The 17357-nt window shown below is 52.3% G+C and carries 17 protein-coding genes, 2 tRNA genes, 1 riboswitch and 1 other annotated feature; of the genes, 2 read left to right on the forward strand and 17 right to left on the reverse strand.

Annotation, left to right across the window (positions count from 1 at the left end; all coding sequences use genetic code 11):
- Positions 1 to 17 precede the first annotated feature (17 nt).
- From INF30_RS11350 to INF30_RS11410, 13 genes are all read right to left on the reverse strand, one after another.
- Complete coding sequence (locus INF30_RS11350) at positions 18 to 1043, reverse strand: branched-chain amino acid aminotransferase (RefSeq protein ID WP_076777122.1); 1026 nt, start codon at positions 1041 to 1043, stop codon at positions 18 to 20.
- A gap of 157 nt (positions 1044 to 1200) precedes the next feature.
- Positions 1201 to 1710 carry an acetolactate synthase small subunit gene (gene ilvN / locus INF30_RS11355; RefSeq protein WP_076777120.1) on the reverse strand — a complete coding sequence of 170 codons (510 nt, stop codon included), beginning with the start codon at positions 1708 to 1710 and terminating at the stop codon, positions 1201 to 1203.
- A 16-nt stretch (positions 1711 to 1726) separates the two neighbouring features.
- Entirely contained in the window at positions 1727 to 3448 is a 1722-nt protein-coding gene (gene ilvB, locus INF30_RS11360; protein WP_226395253.1) for a biosynthetic-type acetolactate synthase large subunit, read from the reverse strand.
- Between the two features lie 64 nt (positions 3449 to 3512).
- Positions 3513 to 3819: a binding site (T-box leader), on the reverse strand.
- A 55-nt stretch (positions 3820 to 3874) separates the two neighbouring features.
- Positions 3875 to 4546, reverse strand: a complete 672-nt coding sequence (locus tag INF30_RS11365; RefSeq protein WP_226395254.1) for a PHP-associated domain-containing protein — start codon at positions 4544 to 4546, stop codon at positions 3875 to 3877.
- A gap of 30 nt (positions 4547 to 4576) precedes the next feature.
- Positions 4577 to 5833 carry a glycosyltransferase family 4 protein gene (locus INF30_RS11370; protein WP_226395255.1) on the reverse strand — a complete coding sequence of 419 codons (1257 nt, stop codon included), beginning with the start codon at positions 5831 to 5833 and terminating at the stop codon, positions 4577 to 4579.
- Positions 5830 to 6330, reverse strand: a complete 501-nt coding sequence (locus tag INF30_RS11375; protein ID WP_076777111.1) for a dihydrofolate reductase — start codon at positions 6328 to 6330, stop codon at positions 5830 to 5832. The genes INF30_RS11370 and INF30_RS11375 overlap by 4 nt, the downstream gene beginning before the upstream one ends.
- A gap of 27 nt (positions 6331 to 6357) precedes the next feature.
- The gene (gene thyA / locus INF30_RS11380) at positions 6358 to 7206 is read right to left on the reverse strand and encodes a thymidylate synthase (RefSeq protein ID WP_226395256.1); all 849 of its coding nucleotides are present in this window, start codon (positions 7204 to 7206) and stop codon (positions 6358 to 6360) included.
- A gap of 127 nt (positions 7207 to 7333) precedes the next feature.
- Entirely contained in the window at positions 7334 to 7615 is a 282-nt protein-coding gene (locus tag INF30_RS11385; RefSeq protein WP_076777107.1) for a DUF2325 domain-containing protein, read from the reverse strand.
- Positions 7616 to 7666: 51 nt separating this feature from the next.
- A complete protein-coding gene (locus tag INF30_RS11390; protein WP_226395257.1) occupies positions 7667 to 8101 on the reverse strand; it encodes a flavodoxin in 435 nt (144 codons plus the stop codon).
- Between the two features lie 32 nt (positions 8102 to 8133).
- Positions 8134 to 8730 (reverse strand): DUF3793 family protein, encoded by a 597-nt coding sequence (locus INF30_RS11395; protein WP_226395258.1) that lies wholly within the window; start codon positions 8728 to 8730, stop codon positions 8134 to 8136.
- 170 nt (positions 8731 to 8900) lie between these two features.
- On the reverse strand, positions 8901 to 9332 hold the full coding sequence (locus tag INF30_RS11400) for a MarR family winged helix-turn-helix transcriptional regulator (RefSeq protein ID WP_033126619.1): 432 nt from the start codon (positions 9330 to 9332) through the stop codon (positions 8901 to 8903).
- Positions 9333 to 9347: 15 nt separating this feature from the next.
- On the reverse strand, positions 9348 to 9911 hold the full coding sequence (locus tag INF30_RS11405) for a folate family ECF transporter S component (protein ID WP_076777101.1): 564 nt from the start codon (positions 9909 to 9911) through the stop codon (positions 9348 to 9350).
- Between the two features lie 66 nt (positions 9912 to 9977).
- Positions 9978 to 10078, reverse strand: a riboswitch (THF riboswitch).
- 85 nt (positions 10079 to 10163) lie between these two features.
- Positions 10164 to 11450 (reverse strand): homoserine dehydrogenase, encoded by a 1287-nt coding sequence (locus INF30_RS11410; protein WP_226395259.1) that lies wholly within the window; start codon positions 11448 to 11450, stop codon positions 10164 to 10166.
- 150 nt (positions 11451 to 11600) lie between these two features.
- Here INF30_RS11410 and INF30_RS11415 point away from each other — a divergent pair.
- A tRNA-Gly gene (locus INF30_RS11415) sits at positions 11601 to 11673 on the forward strand.
- A 148-nt stretch (positions 11674 to 11821) separates the two neighbouring features.
- Positions 11822 to 11894 (forward strand) — tRNA-Gly (locus INF30_RS11420).
- Between the two features lie 147 nt (positions 11895 to 12041).
- Here the strand turns inward: INF30_RS11420 and aspS are convergent.
- From aspS to INF30_RS11440, 4 genes are all read right to left on the reverse strand, one after another.
- Positions 12042 to 13835 carry an aspartate--tRNA ligase gene (aspS, locus tag INF30_RS11425; RefSeq protein WP_226395260.1) on the reverse strand — a complete coding sequence of 598 codons (1794 nt, stop codon included), beginning with the start codon at positions 13833 to 13835 and terminating at the stop codon, positions 12042 to 12044.
- A gap of 30 nt (positions 13836 to 13865) precedes the next feature.
- A complete protein-coding gene (gene hisS / locus INF30_RS11430) occupies positions 13866 to 15137 on the reverse strand; it encodes a histidine--tRNA ligase (protein WP_226395261.1) in 1272 nt (423 codons plus the stop codon).
- The gene (gene hemZ / locus INF30_RS11435) at positions 15122 to 16597 is read right to left on the reverse strand and encodes a coproporphyrinogen dehydrogenase HemZ (RefSeq protein ID WP_226395262.1); all 1476 of its coding nucleotides are present in this window, start codon (positions 16595 to 16597) and stop codon (positions 15122 to 15124) included. Before hemZ ends, hisS begins: the two co-directional genes overlap by 16 nt.
- Positions 16598 to 16716: 119 nt before the next feature.
- Positions 16717 to 17337, reverse strand: coding sequence for an MBL fold metallo-hydrolase (locus INF30_RS11440; RefSeq protein WP_226395263.1), 621 nt, complete (start codon positions 17335 to 17337; stop codon positions 16717 to 16719).
- Positions 17338 to 17357: the final 20 nt, after the last annotated feature.

The raw sequence follows: 17357 nt of genomic DNA on the forward strand, positions 1-17357 counted from the left end.
ATCTTTCAGGAAATCTCTTAGCAGATCTTGTGGATCCAGCCTTCCGGGGCCTCAATGTGTCCCATCTGGATGCCTGTCAGTGTATCGTACAGCTTCTGGATCGTGGGGCCCATCTTCTCCATACCGCTGGGGAAGCAGATCTCCTTGTCGTGATCCACGATCTTTCCAACCGGAGAGATGACTGCCGCTGTACCGCACAGACCGCACTCTGCAAAATCTTTCACCTCATCCATGTAGACTTCCCTCTCCTCTGTCTTCAGTCCAAGGTAGTGCTCAGCCACATAGAGAAGAGAACGTCTTGTGATGGAAGGCAGGATCGTGGGGGACTTAGGTGTGACCACTGTATTGTCTTTTGTCACAAAGAGGAAGTTGGCTCCTCCTGTCTCCTCCACCTTGGTCCTTGTGGCGGAATCAAGGTACATGTTCTCGTCAAATCCCTTCTCATGGGCGTCAACGATAGCGTACAGGCTCATGGCGTAGTTCAGACCTGCCTTTACATGACCTGTGCCATGGGGAGCTGCCCTGTCGTAGTCACATACCCGGATAGTGATCGGCTTAGCGCCGCCCTTGAAGTAGGGGCCTACCGGTGTGGTGAATACACGGAACTGGTACTCCTCTGCCGGTTTTACGCCGATAACAGAGTTGGAACCGAACATGTACGGCCGGATATAGAGCGTAGCCCCTGAGCCATACGGCGGAACATAGGCTGCATTCGCTTCCACTACCTTGTGGACCGCATCCACAAAGCGATCCTCCGGAAATGCCGGCATCTCCAGTCTCTTAGCAGAAGCAACCATTCTCTGTGCATTCAGATCCGGGCGGAAAGTAACGATGTGTCCATCCTCCGTCGTGTAGGCTTTCAGTCCCTCGAAACATGTCTGCGCGTACTGAAGAACACAGGCACATTCGTTGAGCACGATATTAGCGTCAGATGTCAGTGTACCTTCATCCCATGCTCCATCCTTATAATTGGAAACGTATCTCTTATCGGTCTGCATGTAAGCAAATCCAAGATTAGACCAGTCGATATTCTTTTTTTCCATGGATTATTCCCCCGTTCTGTGTTTTATTGGTCAATGCTTATCTTCTTGATCTTTTTTCATTATAGTACGGTCATCCGCAAAATTCAAGAGTGCGCTCTGTTTTTTTGTCATCAATTTGAGAGGCAGCTTCCCGCCGTCCGCTGACCGTCTCCACTGACTACCTCTCCATCATGCTGATGGACTCGATCCCCACGCTTCCACCGCGCACTACTTCAATGCTCTTGAACTCCTCCTTCATGAGCTTGATCACCGCATCATTTTTGGTGGCCGTCTGCACAAATTCCAGAAGAAGGCTGTCTTTTCCGTAGTCAATGACCTTGGCCTTGAAGGTCTCCGCGATCTGAAAAGCCTCCACCTTGTCCTCAGCGCTGCAGTTTTTCACCTTCACGTACAGGATCTCCTTCATTCGGACAAAAATGTCTGTAAAATCGATGACCTTGATGACCTCCACCAGTCGGTTGAGCTGTTTTTTGATCTGCTCAAAGGTCTCGTCGTCGCTGACTGTGGCGATGGTCATCCTGGACACCGTGGGGTCTTCCGTTGTCCCCACAGTGAGGCTGTCCATGTTGTAGGACTTTCCAGAGAAAAGTCCTGAGATCTTGGAGAGAACACCTACCTGATTCTCCACATACAGGGATATCCATCTTTTCTTCATTCCGTTGCTCATATTCCTTCTCTCCTTTCTAGCAGTCCATGATCATTTCTTTTAATGTGCCGCCGGGCTGGATCATGGGGTACACCAGATCCTCCGGGTCAATGAGGAACTCAATGATATAGGGGGTCTTTTTGCTCCTGGCCGCCTCTTCGAAAGCAGGGCGGATCTCTTCTTTCTTCGTCACCCGGATGCCTTTGGCCCCGTAGCTCTCCGCCAGCTTCACAAAATCAGGCGTGTAGGGCGGACACTCCACCTCGCCGCATTTTCCCCGGCAGGCTGCCCCGGACCGCAGGCATGTCATGGAATAGCGCTTGCCGTAGAAGAGCTTCTGCCACTGGCGAACCATGCCCAGCACGCTGTTGTTGAACACACAGCTTATAATAGGAAGTTCCTCCAGCACAGCCGTGGCTATCTCCTGAATATTCATCTGCATGCCGCCGTCACCGGATATGGAAATCACGGTTTTGTCCGGATTGCCGATCTTGGCGCCAATCGCTCCGGGAAGGCCATACCCCATGGTCCCCAGTCCGCCGGACATAAGGAGCTGTTTCTTCGGGGTCATCTCCAGAAACTGAGAAGTAAACATCTGGTGCTGTCCCACGTCCGTCACGACGATCGCTTCCTCGAACATCTCATTGATGACATCCAGGATATCCTTGGGCGTCATCACAGGTTTTTTCTTCATAGTCAGAGGATGCTCCTCCTTCCACCCGCTGATCGCCTTCTGCCAGTCTTCCGTCTGGCAGGGCTCCACGTACTCCAGCATCTTATCCACAGCCTCCTTGGCGTCAGCCACAATGGGAATGTCAACCTGTACATTTCTGGAGATGGCGGATGTATCTATATCAATATGCACGATTTTAGCCTTGGGCGCAAAGGAGTGGAGTTTTCCTGTGATCCTGTCGTTAAATCTTGTTCCAATGGAGAAGAGAAGATCACACTCATTTACTGCCATGTTGGCTGCATAGGCTCCGTGCATGCCAAGGTTTCCCACAAAAAGCGGATGATTTGTGGGGATGGCGCCCCTCCCCATGACCGTAGTCACGACAGGAACACTGGTCTTCTCCACCAGCTCTGTGAAGGCCTCCCCCGCATGGGCGATGTTGACGCCGCCTCCTGCCAGGAAGAGAGGTCTCTCCGCCTTGGAGAGCATTTTGATGGCCCTCTTGAGCTGCCCAATGTGCACATGGGTATTCGGCTTGTAGCCTCTTATATTCACTGTGGCGGGATACTCGGCGCTGCCCAGCTCTCCCATCACATCTTTTGGTAGATCCACAAGCACCGGGCCCGGGCGTCCTGTTCTGGCAATGTAGAAGGCCTCTTTGATGATCCGTCCCAGATCTTCTCTGTCGCGCACAGTGACACCGTACTTTGTGATGCTCCTTGTAATGCCTACAATGTCAACTTCCTGGAAGGCGTCATTTCCTATGAGATGCCTTGCCACCTGTCCGGTAAAACACACAAGGGGGACACTGTCATAGTTGGCCGTGGCAAGACCTGTCACCAGGTTGGTGGCGCCAGGTCCGCTGGTCACCAGACAGACCCCTACTTTTCCGGTGGAGCGGGCATAGGCATCCGCCTCATGAACAAGAGCCACTTCCTGCCGCGGCAGGATCACCTTGGTGTAATCCTGTTTATAGAGCTCATCGCTGATATCAATAGTACAGGCGCCGGGGTAGCCAAAGATGGTGTCTACCCCCTCCTCCTTCAGCGCTTTTACAAGCAGTTTGTTTCCAGAAATTTTCTTCATACTTTACCTCCTTAATGACCGTCATAAACACGGGTTAGAGAATAAAGAAACCCTAAGCCATAAAGCTTAGGGCGAATATTCATCCGTGTTACCACCTAAATTCAGAGATCTGTACCTCTGCACTCTGTCAGTACGGGAACCTCTCTGCACACATAAGCATACAGCGCTCCGATACTGTTTCCCATAACGGGGGAATACCGTTGGAGTCTACTGCCGGGGGACTCTGTATACTGCAGTTACACAGAACATTCTGCCCGGGTTCGGTCCACTGCTCGAAGGCTACTTCCATACATCCATCACGAAGATTTCCACCATCCATCTTCTCTCTTGGCTTCCGGTATCTATGTACTCCTCCTTGTCATTGCATTTATTCAGATAATTTCTCTTATTATAGTTGATATACCTGTCAATTGTCAACTGACTTTTTTATTCTTTTTTCATCCACACTTCATCCGGAAAGTCTGCCTCCGGGGCATCCATATCCACGATGTGGTACGCCCCGTTCTCATAGTAAGCCGGCTTCATGCCGCCGGTCTTAAAAGCCTGTACAAGATCCTCCTCAGACCGGATTTCCATGGGGAAATACGTGGCGCAGACTCCCACCTTCTCCGGCACATGGCAGTCGCTGGCTCCCACAGGTATCAGGTTCAGCTTTTTTGCGTAGGATGCCGCTGTCAGACAGGCATCCCGGTGGGTGCTGCCGTTCAGCACCTCGATGCCGGACAGGCCTGTCACCTCGTCCAGATGCTCCTCCATCCCCCTCCTGTTGTTGCGGAAAGGGTGGGCGCTGTAACAGACTCCGCCCTGTTCCCTGACAAGGTCGATAAATGCCTGGGCGCTGATCCGCTCTCTTGGATAGTCATCGATGCCGTAGGCGATGATATCCCCCTGCAGGGAGTAAAACTCGATCCCCACGAAAATGGGGAAGCCGATCTTCCGGGAATACTCCCTTGCAAATTCCCGTATATCCATGTTGTCGTGATCCGTAATACAGATAGCATCCAATCCTTTTTTCTTCGCAATCTCAACGATTTCCTCCAGTGCAAGAAAGCTGTCTCCGGAATTGCGCATCTCGTGCATATGCAGGTCGATAAACACGCCCGTCCTCCTCTCCTCTGCCCATGCAGATCAATTTGTTCTGAATGATTTGCCGCTTTCGCTGCCAGCTGCCGCCTCCAGGATTCTCCCGCAGACTGCTTTCCATGAAATCCGGTCCAGATCCGGTCCGTGCACCTGCTCCGCGCAGATGCTTTCTCCGATCTTCTCTGCCAGCTTCCTCTCAAAGACAGGCAGATCCTCCGGGCAGGGCTCGGCCCCCCGCCTCATCCGGGGAGGCTCTACATAGAAGACAGGTGCGTGAGACACATAGGTTTCCATGAAGGGGCGGATCCCCGGCAGATCTGTCACCACCACCTTGCAGCCGCAGGCAAGCGCCTCCATGACAGTAAGGGGCAGTCCCTCATAGAAAGACGGCAGCACAAAGACATCGCTTTCATTGTACACATCCGCCAGCTTTTCCTGGGGCAGCCTGCCGGCAAAAATGACCGGACAGGGACACGCCTCCGCCAGAGTGCGTATCCTGCCCAGCTCACCCTCGTCTCCATTCCCTCCGGCCAGCGTAAGCTGCAGCTCTCTTCCTCCTGTCTCCACCAGGGCCAGGCTGCGGATCAGGCTTGCCACTCCCTTTTCCTGGCTCACCTTCCCCGCAAACGCAATGCGAACAGGGTGTGATGTCCCGCCATCATTCGCCTTTTCTTCTTCCATTGCTCTGTCTGCTTTCCTGAAAAAAATGCGGTCATTGTAGCCTGTTCCCGCTATGTGCACCCGGCTCTCCTCCACTTTGTACATCTCCAGGATCTCTTCTTTCTGCGCCTGGTGGAGGGCAAAAATGCCGTCCAGCTCTCTCATGTGCTCACAGATAAAATCTCTCTGGAGATCATGTTTTTTCATCTGCCGCAGATCCGTGTTGTGACAGAAACCGTATACAGGAATCTCACGCGCACAGTCCCGCACAAGGGCTGTGACAAGGTACAGATGATGGCAAAGGATCAGATCCGGATGAAAAGACTCCACCGCTTCTTTGATCTTACGGCGGAAAACCTCCATATAGACGCGGACCATCCGGTCATCCATAGTACTGTAGACCGTGCTCTCGTAGGGCATCTTGTCAGACATCCCGGGGATGGCAAAGGGCAGTTCCTCTGACCGGAAGTATACAGGAAAGAAGTCCACGCCTCCGGGAAGGCGGACCTCATCTTCCCGGTATACCCCGGCAAGGACCGCCTGCACATGTCCCTCGCGGCCCAGCTCCCGCACCACCTCTGTAAGATAGACCCCGCTTCCGGTACTGTCCGGCTTCTGTGCGGTAACGCTCAAGATCCTCATTTTCCCCCGGCGATCCTTTCATAGACAGTAAAATAATACTCCAGATCAAAATAGGTCTGCTCGTCACTTGTCTTGGTCATCTTCCACTCCGGGTCCACATCCAGATCCGGGAACCATGTATCCGCGTCATAGGCATGATCCGTCCTGGTCACATAGGCCTTCCTGCACCATGGAAGAAGGCTTCTGTAGATGCTCTCCCCTCCGATGACAAAAATATCCTTCCTGGCATATTTTTTCAGTTCTTCCATAAGCTCTTCCATAGAGTGGACGATGACAGCATCCCCCGCCTTATAGTCGGGATCTGTGGTGAGCACAATGTTGGTCCGGTTCTTCAGGGGCTGCCCTCCCGGAAAGCTCTCCAGCGTCTTTCTCCCCATGACCACTATTTTTCCTGTGGTTGTCTCCCGAAAAAATTTCATATCCTGGGGAATGCTGACAAGGAGTTTGTTATCCTTGCCAATGGCCCAGTTTTTATCTACATTTACGATCAGATTCATAGCATCCTCCCTATTTTCTCCCCTGTTTTAGATAGCCACCGGTATATTTTTGATCTGCTCATGTGTCTGATAATCGATGAGCTTCACATCCTCCGGTGTAAAGTCGTAGAAGTCTTTGACCTCCGGATTGAGCCAGAATCCGGGCGCCGGAAGGGGTTCCCTGGCGATCAGTTCCTCCACCATGGGGATGTGGCGGTCGTAAATGTGGGCGTCTGCGATCACGTGAACCAGCTCTCCCACCTGCATATCACAGACCTGAGCCAGCATATGCAGAAGCACTGCATACTGGCACACATTCCAGTTGTTTGCCGTCAGCACATCCTGGGAGCGCTGGTTCAGAATCCCGTTCAGCGTGAGTCTGTTACTGTCCTTTTCCTTGGTCACGTTGAAGGTCATGCTGTAGGCACATGGATAAAGACCCATCTCATGGAGATCCTGATGCACGTACATGTTTGTCATGATGCGCCTGCTGTATGGGTTGTGTTTCAGGTCATAGATCACCCGGTCCACCTGGTCCATCATCCCCTCCTTATACTGATGTTTCACCTGCATCTGATAGCCGTAGGCTTTCCCGATAGACCCGTTCTCGTCAGCCCAGCTGTCCCAGATGTGGGAGTGGAGATCGTGGATATTGTTGGATTTTCTCTGCCAGATCCACAAAAGCTCGTCCGTGCAGCTCTTGATGGCTGTCCGGCGAAGGGTGAGAGCCGGGAACTCCTTTGACAGGTCATATCTGTTTACCACGCCAAACTTCTTGACTGTGTAAGCCGGTGTTCCGTCCTCCCACACGGGGCGCACCTTCTCCCCTTCCGTGCTGGTGCCGTTGTCTATGATATCCCGGCACATATGAATAAATACCTGATCTGCGTAACTCATATCATCCTCCGTTATCTGCCCTGATTTTTTCGCCTGTTTGCCAGGCTACTTTTTTTCGGGCGCTATGAATATTATAGCAGTTCAGGACTTCTTGTTCAACCATTGGTTCCCTGCGCCAGATCCTTAACTAGCCGAAGCACTCTTTCAGAATGCCATCCAGGGCGCTGGCGCTGCTGCTGTGTGATCTCTCCACCCGCACATCATAACGCTCTGCTTCTTTGAGGGCACAGTGGACCATCTTGTGCGCCACAGTGGACGTGAACAGGATGATCAGATCCGGCTGCCCGATCTGTGTCTTCAGATTGCCGGCCATCCTTGTAAACACCTTTGCCTTACATTTATATTTCCTGCATATCTCTTTGTACTGACATTCCATCCGCTCATTTCCGCCTATGATGACAACGCTCATGCCCGCGCTCCTTTCTCCCGGTTATGGGTGCCTCTTCCATTCTGAGTGCCGTTATTGTGCCGCGTTCGCCAGAGTTTCCCCGGCTTTTTCGCAGGCCTCCAGCGCCTCCTTATCAGGCGCCTCGTTTGCGATCACACCCTGTCCGCCGACAAGCTCTGCTCCGGCTGCTTTCATCCTGTCTTCCCAGGTGCGCATCCATTCGCCGTCACCCCAGCCGTAGGAACCAAAGAGAAGGATCTTCTTCCCGGAAACCAGTCCCTCTAAGGCCTGTACAAAAGGCTCCATCTCCAGTTCTTCCAGCTCTTCCGCCCCCATAGAAGGGCATCCCAGGGCAAATGCATCCTCTGCCGCTATCTTTGCCGGATCTGCCTGGTCGACTGGCAGAAGCTCAGCCTCTGCTCCGCCTTTCACAATCCCTCTGGCAACAGCCTCCGCCATGGCCTGTGTGTTTCCTGTTCCACTCCAATATACAACTGCTATGCTCATATTCTTGTATCCTCCTTTTTTTCAGAAATAAATCAGGCTGCCTGTACGGCAATCTCACGCATCTTTCTCCCCTGGAGAAGCTCCCGCACCGCACAGTCCCTGGCATGATCATAGGCCCGGAACAATGCCTGCGCCCCGTCCGGATCGTGATACACTTTCCAGTAACCTGACAGCAGATAATCTTTTCCGTCATTTCGGATAAAACCTTCCACATCGGCCAGAGGGTAATCCAGGAAAACGCCGATCTCGTGAGGAAAGACCGTCTCCTGTCCGGCATACATGCCGATCCTGTCTGCCAGTCTCTCCAGCAGTTTTTCAGCAGATCCCTCCCGGTATCCAAAATCCGCAAGAAAATCCACATTTTCCCTGCGGCTTATATGCCGTTCAAAACTGACCTTCCTGTACAGGAATACAAGGCATCTGTCTTTTCTTACAGCAAGCACCTTGTAAGATATCCCCGTCCCCGCCAGTAGTTTTTTCAGCATCTTTCCGTCATGTGCGGGCAGATTTGTAATGGCAGAGGCCTTGATCCCCTTCAGAAAAGGGGCGCACTGCAATACAAGCTGTGACTGGAGCTTTCTCTCCCTGTCACTTTCTGATAAGAGATATGAGATCACTTCAACTGGCATTGGTTCCTCCTTTTTTGAAATTGATTATCATTTGCTTTTTGTTACTATAGCACAGTTGAAAATGGTTTTCAATATCTTTGTTGATAAGTTTTCTCATTCACCTCTTTTCAGAAGAATCCACACGTCCCGGGGGCCCTTCATTCCGGGCAATAAAAAAGTGGCTGCATCCCCTAAGGATCAGCCACATTATAGAGCACTTTGTCCAGCATCTTTCGCAATGCCTGCACTTCTTTTTTTGTCATGCCGATAGTCAGCCTCTTATCGACCTTTTTGCGGTCTGCTTCCATCCTTCTGCGGATATCGTAGGCTTTCTCTGTCAGATAAATATTTTTGCAGCGCTTGTCTTTTGTACTTGGAACGATGAGGATATACCCCTTCTCGTCCAGCCGCTTCAGCAGTCCTGTCACAGTCGGATTTTTCAGGCTGAGGGCACGCTCCACATCCTTCTGGTTGATTTCCTCCTTCCGGCTGTGGAACAGATAATCCAGCACCGCACACTGGGACGCTGTGATCCCAAGAGTGCGCAGGCTGTTATTGACCTCTTTTTCATATACATTGTTGATCTGTTTAAACAGAAAACCAAGGGGGAGTTTTTCCTGCATACGATCATCCTTTCACTATTTCGCAGCTCCCTGCAGTCCATGAAACGCTCTCGCACGCCCCAGCACTCTGGCAATGGCGTAGTAGAGCAGGATATCTATGGGAAGAAGAATGGCCTCCTTCAGGATCCTGGCCGGCAGAAGCGCCCCGAAAGCACTGCCGTAGAGCACGGTCAGCCAGTATGTATTCAGGAGCAGATTGACAAACACCGTCACCAGCGTGTTGGCCACAATGACTCTCTTCAGGCTGAGAGGCCTTTTATAGAGCACTACCCCGTAGATCACGCCGCCCAGCAGTGCACTCACTGTAAATCCGGGGAAGAAGGCCCCCACTGGCTTTACAAGATACTTGGCAATGTCTGCCAGAGCGGCCAGCAGCCCTCCTGCCGCAGGCCCAAAAAGCATGCCTGTCAGCTCATTGGGGATAAAGGCAAAGCCGATCTTCAGGAAATCCCCCACCTGCACAGTGGCGTAAAAGCCCAACACCACAGCCAGGGCCAGCATCATAGCCATAACCGAAAGTTTTCTCACATCCTGCAGCTCTCCGAGAGAGTCCGCAAACATCTGTCTCATTTTTTTCATAAAAAATACCTCCTTTCGAAGTAGTCCTTAAAGCTACCCATAAGCAGGCATTTTCTGTCTATGTGTAGCAGCGGGATGCGGAATATGCACCGCAAGCACTCTTGCTTTTCGTCCGGCTGGCAACTCCCCGTCCATCCGGCACTTAACGCGCATCTTCCTACTCTGCTTCGTCTGTTCTATTGTTTACCGGCTCATTGTAACACACTTCCCCCTACTCTGTCCAGCCCCGTCCGCTTCTAACCCCGTCCGCTTCTAGTAGCTGCGGATCACGCTGCTGACCTCCTGCACTGCTTCCAGCCTTTTCAGGTCCTCCAGAGCCTCACTCATATGATACTCTTTTACCTCCTCTGTGACAATGACCAGCTCTGCGCTTCCCTTGGTGATCACCTTCTGCACCACCTTGGAGATGCTCACCTTGTGTCTTCCCAGCTCTCCCGCAATAGACGCCAGCACCCCGGGGCGGTTGGTCACCTGCATACGGATAAAGAATTTATTTTTCACGTCCCTGAATTTTTTCACAGGCACGCTTCGGTAGCACCCGCACCCGATCCTTCCCATGCAGCCATACTCCATGTTCCTCATCACATCAATAACATCACCGACCACTGCGCTGGCTGTGGGGAATTCGCCGGCTCCGCGCCCGTAGAACATGACATCATCCACTGCATCGCCGTGCACAAACACCGCATTGAACGACCCTCTGACCGTGGCAAGAGGATGGTCTTCGGGAAGGAGCATAGGGCAGACGTAGGCTTCCATCTGCCCCCGTCTTTCCCTGGCGATTCCAAGCAGTTTGATGACACATTCAAATTCCTTTGCGTACTTGATGTCACTGGACGAGATCTTTGTGATCCCCTCTGTATACACATCGTCAAAGACTACCGGAGAGTGAAAGGCCGTGGATGCCAGGATCGCCACTTTCCGCCCTGCGTCCAGTCCCTCGATATCCGCCGTTGGATCCGCCTCCGCATACCCCAGCTCTTTCGCCCTCTCGAGGGCCTCATCAAAGTCTTTGTTCTCCTCAAACATTTTGGTCAGGATATAGTTCGTCGTCCCATTGACGATCCCCACCACATCGGAGAGCTCATTGCCTGCCAGGCACTGCTTCAGAGGCCGGATGATAGGAATACCGCCGGCCACTGCCGCCTCAAAGAGAAGGTCCACACCGTTTTCCTTCGCTGCCGCCAACAGCTCGCCGCCATGCACCGCTATCAGATCCTTGTTTGCCGTCACCACATTTTTCCCGAACTGCAGCGCCCGCAGGATCATGGTCCTGGCCGGCTCTATGCCTCCCATGACTTCGATCACAATGGCGATGGAAGGATCATTTACAATTTTCTCAAAATCGTCCGTCAGCAGAGCCGGATCCACGCCCTCTCTCTTTTTATGGATATTGTGGACAAGGACAGCGCCTATCTCCATGGATGCCCCTGTCTTGTCCGCCAGCTCGTCTTTCCTTCTCACGAGGAGCTTGTACACGCCTCCTCCCACTGTTCCAAACCCAAGGAGTGCTGCCCTGATTGTCTTTTGTGTCTTCATACCTTCTCTCCCTTCTTTTGTTTCATGGGGTAAAGTATAGCACACTTTAGGGCAGTGCTCCAGAAAAATAATTTTTTCAAAAATGTTGTTGACATTTCCCCAAACATATAGTATAGTAATTTTTGTTCTGAGAAAACAGAACAGAGAAATGCGACAGTGGCTCAGTTGGTAGAGTACGACCTTGCCAAGGTCGGGGTCGCGGGTTCGAGCCCCGTCTGTCGCTCTTTTAGAAGACACAGCTTTGTATGCTGTGTCTTTTTTCTTTCTCCAGCTCTCCCAGAGCAGATAAAATATTTTCCTAAAAAAGTATTGACTTTTTCTAATTCCTGTAGTATATTATTTTTTGTTCCGAGTGGACAAAATAAACAAATGCGACAGTGGCTCAGTTGGTAGAGTACGACCTTGCCAAGGTCGGGGTCGCGGGTTCGAGCCCCGTCTGTCGCTCTAAAAAAGAACGGAAATCTGAATAACAGGTTTCCGTTTTTTTGTATCACTCTCCACGCGCACCGCTCAGGATCTCCCATCATCACAAAGCAGCAGGGACATCTCTGTCACGAGATATCCCTGCTGTTCTATTATCCAACCGGAAAACTAATTCTCTTCTTCCTCCACAATAGCCAGTCCCAGCTCGTCCAGCTGCTTCTGGTCAACCAGTGTAGGTGCTTCTGTCATAAGATCTGAGGCGTCTTTCACCTTGGGGAAGGCGATCACGTCGCGGATGCTGTCCTCTTTTGCCATAAGCATGACAAGGCGGTCCAGTCCGTAGGCCAGTCCTGCGTGAGGCGGCACACCGTACTTGAAGGCAGTCAGAAGGAAGCCGAACTGCTCCTGCGCTCTCTCCGGCGTAAATCCAAGCACCTCGAACATTTTGCTCTGGATTTCCGGGTTGAAGATCCGGACACTTCCGCCGCCGATCTCATTGCCGTTCAGCACGATATCGTAGGCTTTCGCACGTACCCTGCCGGGATCGGTGTCAAGATACTTAAGATCCTCCTCCATAGGCATGGTAAACGGGTGATGCATGGCTGTGTAGCGGTTTTCGTCCTCATTCCACTCAAGGAGCGGGAACTCGGTAATCCAGATAAATTTGTACTCATTTTTGTCCAGGAGGTCCATCTGGCGGGCCAGCTCAAGTCTCAGGTTGCCCAGCACATCCCAGACAACTTTATTTTTGTCAGCCGCAAAGAGGAGAAGGTCGCCGTTTTCTCCCTCCATGGCCTGGATAAGGGCTTTCATCTCCTCTTCTGTCATGAATTTGGCAAAAGAGGATTTCACTGTGCCGTCCTCCTGGATGGCAATGTAGGCAAGTCCTTTTGCGCCGAAGTCCTTTGCAAAAGATACCAGCTTGTCGATTTTCTTTCTCGGCATGGCGCCCTGTCCCTTGGCGTTGATACCCCGGACCGTGCCGCCGTTTTCAATAGCGTTCTTAAAGACAACAAATTCACTGTCTTTTACAGTCTCTGTCACATCTTTCAGTTCCATGCCAAAGCGGATGTCCGGCTTGTCGGAACCGTAGCGGTCCATGGCCTCCTGCCATGTCATCCTCTGGATCGGAAGGGATACTTCCACGCCCAGCACCTCATGGAACAGTTTTGCCAGAAGGCGCTCATTGACGTCGATCACATCATCCACATCCACGAAGGAAAGCTCCATGTCGATCTGGGTAAACTCCGGCTGACGGTCTGCCCGCAGGTCCTCGTCCCGGAAGCATTTTGCAAGCTGGAAATAGCGGTCGCATCCGGAGCACATGAGAAGCTGCTTGAAAAGCTGGGGAGACTGAGGCAGCGCGTAGAAATGCCCGTGGTGGATACGGCTTGGCACAAGGTAATCTCTGGCTCCCTCCGGTGTGCTTCCCACAAGAACCGGCGTCTCGATCTCAAGAAATCCCTCTTCTGCAAGAAACTGGCGGGTCAGTGTGGCCACCTGGCTTCTCATCAGCAGGTTTCTCTGCATGTCCGGTCTGCGCAGATCCAGATAGCGGTATTTAAGACGCACTTCTTCTTTTGTCTTTGAGTTTTCTTCCACCTGGAAGGGAGGGGTCTCCGCCTCAGACAGCACTCTCAGCTCCTCCGGGATGATCTCGATCTCCCCGGTGGCGATGTTTGTGTTGACAGCGCCGGAACGTTTCTCCACTTTGCCCACAATGGCAACCACATACTCCGCACGGAGTTTTGCCGCTTTTTCAAGAAGGGCGCTGTCTGTCTTGCCCTCCTCAAACACTGCCTGTATGATACCGGACCGGTCTCTCACATCTACAAAGTCGAGACCTCCTTTATTCCTGTTTTTCTGCACCCAGCCCATGATGGTGACTGTCTCGCCGATGTTGGCAGCGGACAGTTCCCCGCAGCGGTGGGTTCTCTTTAAGCCCTGCATTGACTCTGCCATTTTCTCTTCTCCTTTTTCATTATATCTTTATTATAATCTGTCTACTGAGTCTGCGTAGCAGTCAATGATGGTGTCGTATCCTTCCTCAGTAAGCTGCTCCTTCTGGAACTTTTTATTTTTCTTCATGTTGGCCACCAGCACCTGTTTTCCGGCCTTCCTGTCCTCTTTTGCCAGGGAGAGTACCTTGAGCACGCCTTCCTTCGGCATGTTTTTCTCCATGAGATATGCCTTTTTCTCCCCTTTTGAAGGAACCTGGTAACCGTTCTCCAGAAGCAGCATGACGATGCGCTCAAAGCCGATGGAAAATCCGCAGGCCGGTGTATCCTGCCCTGTAAATTTCCCGATCATCTTGTCGTAGCGACCTCCACCTGCCACGGAACCGCCGAAGTCATCCATGACCACCTCGAAGATAGTGCCTGTGTAGTAGGACTGCCCGCGCACCATGGTGGGGGTGAAACGGATCTTGAATTCCGCTTCCTTCGCAGTCTCCACGCTGGACATGATCATCTCCATGTTCTCTGCCGTCTCATCGCCAAGATACTCTCCCAGCTTTTCCTTCAGGTAGCGGATGCCGCTGACGTCTCCCGGCGTCTCGTCAAAGAGCCGAAGGTAGGTGTCCACATTTTCCCTTGTGTAGCCAAGCTCCATCAGTTCCTGGGCCACGGCTTCGGGGCCGATCTTGTCCATCTTGTCCAGGATGATGAAGACCTCGTCATAGTCTTTCTCTGCAAATCCGCTGTAGGCAGCCATGGCCTTCAGGATATTCCGGTCATTGATGCAGACCGTGAAATTTTCAAATCCCATCTTTCCAAGCATGGCCGTGGTGGCAAGGATCAGCTCAATCTCAGCCAGGTTGCCGGCCTCTCCCAGAATATCGATATCGCACTGCACGAACTGGCGGAAACGCCCTTTCTGTGGACGGTCAGCCCGCCATACATTTCCGATCTGCAGGGCTTTGAAGGGGGATGGGAGCTCGTTGGAATGGTTGGAGTAGTACCTGGCCAGAGGCACTGTCAGATCGTAGCGGAGTCCTCCGTCCACCACGTCCATCTCCTCCTGGGCTTCCTTTATTTTCAGCTTTTCTCCTCTTTTCAGGATCTTGAAGATCAGTTTTTCATTGTCCCCGCCCTGTTTGCTGCACAGATTTTCGATGTGCTCCACACAGGGAGTCTCCATGGACATGAATCCGTAGGTTTTGTAAGTATCCTTGATCATCTGGATCACGTAATCCCTGATCTCCATCTCACGGGGCAGAATATCCTTCATGCCTGTGACCGGCTTTTTCTTCAGCGCCATAACCATTCTCCTTTTCGATTTATCATTTCATCAATACGGGTGATGTAGTCTCTGATATTTTTTACATTTTCCACCCGCACAAGTGTTGTCTTTCTGCCATGTCTGCTGCCCGGAACAATGATAGGTTCATCCAGCAGGATCTTTGTGGAGGAACCTGCGCCCGCAGCAATAATGGACTGTTTTTCTTCCATAATAAGTATATTGTAAATTCCCGCTTTGTCAACCTTTGCAAAGCCAACATTTTCAAAATTGCCGGCAATATTCTTCTGACGGTACAGGTAGTATGGGAAAAGTCCCATGCCGCGCGCCGCCCCGTAGGCTTCCTCGATCATGGCGGACAGCTCCCGGGCCATCGCCGCCGGATCCCCGGCAAGAGACGCGATGCTGCCTGTGGTGCTCTTCTCCTGTCCCATCTTTGCCGCCCGCTTGATGGCAAGGGAGTGGACCGTCAGACTGTCCGGCCCCATGGCGCTGATCTTCTCCAGCGTGTCCGCCATGTCAGCGGCCGTCTCCCCCGGCAGCCCGGCAATGAGATCCATATTGATATTGTCAAACCCAAGGCTCCGTGCCATGTAAAAGCTCTCCTCGATCTCCCGGGCCGTGTGCCGTCTCCCGATGAGATCCAGCGTCTTCTGCTGCATGGTCTGGGGATTGATGGAGATGCGGGTGATGCCGTGAGCCCGGAGCACTTTCAGCTTCCCTTCCGTGATGCTGTCCGGGCGTCCCGCCTCCACCGTGTACTCCAGCAGATGCTCCCAGGAAAAGCAGCGGTCGATACAGGACAACAGCCGCTCAAGCTGCTCCTCACTCAGCGTAGTGGGGGTACCGCCGCCAATGTAGACCGTGTTCAGCTTCTTTCCCTGACGCCCTGCTCTCTGCCCGATCCACTCCAGCTCCTTCATCAGTACCCCCAGGTAATCCTCCACATGATCCTTCCACAGATCAATGGGGCCGGAGCTGAAAGAGCAGTAGCTGCACACAGAGGGGCAGAAAGGAATACCCACGTAGAGACTGTAGCCGTCGCGGTAGTCCAGCCGCCCCAGGATCTTCTTCTCACGGCCGGCAATCTGCCAGGCAAGGACAGCCTTCCCGGGGCTCACAAGAGAGTCCTCCCCGAACCATTTTACAAAGGACTCCTCATCCATTCCCTGCTCCTGCTTCTGCATGGCGATCTTGGTGGGGCGCACGCCTGTCAGGATCCCCCAGGCAAGCTCCTTTCCTGTATACTCTCTGCAGGCCTTATAGAGCGCCACGTCCACAGCGTACTTTTTCCGGCTCCGGTCCTCTTCCGCCGGGATATCCTCCTTCTTCACCACAAAGACACTGCCGTCCGGGAAGGTGATCCGAAAGACATCTTCCATCTCCTCTGATACATTCTGTTGCACATCCTCCTCCGGGAAAAACGCCTTGGCAAGGTGATAAGTATTGTATGTATACATGTCGTTGCTGCAGCTCAAAAAAATCATGATCTTGTATGTCCATCCTTCCTATTGTGTATGTTGCACCAGACACGATGCACAATTACACGGGGGTTGACGCAATTCCGGACGTAATACTTTTAAAAAGTATTACGTCCGGAATTGCGTTAAATAAACGGATTATGCTTTCTCTCGTGCCCGATTGTAGTCTCTCCCATATGACCCGGGTACACTTTCACATCATCCGGCAGCGCCATGACCTTTTCACGGAGAGACCGGATCAGATCCGACATGCTGCTGTTGGGGAAGTCTGTGCGGCCCACTGAGTTCTGGAACAGAGTGTCGCCGCTGAACAACACCTTCTCGTTCTCCAGGTAATAGCAGACGCCGCCCGGGGTGTGTCCCGGCGTGTGGATCACCTGGAAGGACGCTCCCGCCAGCTCCAGCGTCTGTCCGTCCCGCACATAGGTAGCCCCGTCAAAAGTATAGCCGTCTGTGTAGCTGATAGACAGATTCAAAGACGGATCCAGAAGAGTCTCCCGGTCTCCCTCGTGGGCATACACCGGAACCGGAAACTCTCTGCGCAGGTCTCCTATTCCCATAATATGGTCGAAATGACCGTGGGTGAGAAGAATAGCCTCCACCTGCAGTCCTTCGCTTTTGATATGTCCCATCAGATAAGAGGGACAGGCCGCCGGGTCAATGACAACCGTCTGCTTTGTCTCCTCGTTGATGACAAGATAACAGTTTGTGCTGATGATACCTGTGACAAATTTTTCTATTTTCATACTCTGTCTATACCTCTGTG

The organism is Claveliimonas monacensis (assembly GCF_014982975.1).
Lineage (GTDB): Bacteria > Bacillota > Clostridia > Lachnospirales > Lachnospiraceae > Claveliimonas > Claveliimonas monacensis.

Coding starts and splice junctions, on each gene's coding strand:
- INF30_RS11350 (WP_076777122.1), bottom strand. CDS start 1,043: ATGGAAAAAAAGAATATCGACTGGTCTAATCTTGGATTTGCTTACATG.
- ilvN (WP_076777120.1), bottom strand. CDS start 1,710: ATGAGCAACGGAATGAAGAAAAGATGGATATCCCTGTATGTGGAGAAT.
- ilvB (WP_226395253.1), bottom strand. CDS start 3,448: ATGAAGAAAATTTCTGGAAACAAACTGCTTGTAAAAGCGCTGAAGGAG.
- INF30_RS11370 (WP_226395255.1), bottom strand. CDS start 5,833: ATGAGGATCTTGAGCGTTACCGCACAGAAGCCGGACAGTACCGGAAGC.
- INF30_RS11375 (WP_076777111.1), bottom strand. CDS start 6,330: ATGAATCTGATCGTAAATGTAGATAAAAACTGGGCCATTGGCAAGGAT.
- thyA (WP_226395256.1), bottom strand. CDS start 7,206: ATGAGTTACGCAGATCAGGTATTTATTCATATGTGCCGGGATATCATA.
- INF30_RS11385 (WP_076777107.1), bottom strand. CDS start 7,615: ATGAGCGTTGTCATCATAGGCGGAAATGAGCGGATGGAATGTCAGTAC.
- INF30_RS11390 (WP_226395257.1), bottom strand. CDS start 8,101: ATGAGCATAGCAGTTGTATATTGGAGTGGAACAGGAAACACACAGGCC.
- INF30_RS11395 (WP_226395258.1), bottom strand. CDS start 8,730: ATGCCAGTTGAAGTGATCTCATATCTCTTATCAGAAAGTGACAGGGAG.
- INF30_RS11400 (WP_033126619.1), bottom strand. CDS start 9,332: ATGCAGGAAAAACTCCCCCTTGGTTTTCTGTTTAAACAGATCAACAAT.
- INF30_RS11405 (WP_076777101.1), bottom strand. CDS start 9,911: ATGAAAAAAATGAGACAGATGTTTGCGGACTCTCTCGGAGAGCTGCAG.
- INF30_RS11410 (WP_226395259.1), bottom strand. CDS start 11,450: ATGAAGACACAAAAGACAATCAGGGCAGCACTCCTTGGGTTTGGAACA.
- aspS (WP_226395260.1), bottom strand. CDS start 13,835: ATGGCAGAGTCAATGCAGGGCTTAAAGAGAACCCACCGCTGCGGGGAA.
- hisS (WP_226395261.1), bottom strand. CDS start 15,137: ATGGTTATGGCGCTGAAGAAAAAGCCGGTCACAGGCATGAAGGATATT.
- hemZ (WP_226395262.1), bottom strand. CDS start 16,597: ATGATTTTTTTGAGCTGCAGCAACGACATGTATACATACAATACTTAT.
- INF30_RS11440 (WP_226395263.1), bottom strand. CDS start 17,337: ATGAAAATAGAAAAATTTGTCACAGGTATCATCAGCACAAACTGTTAT.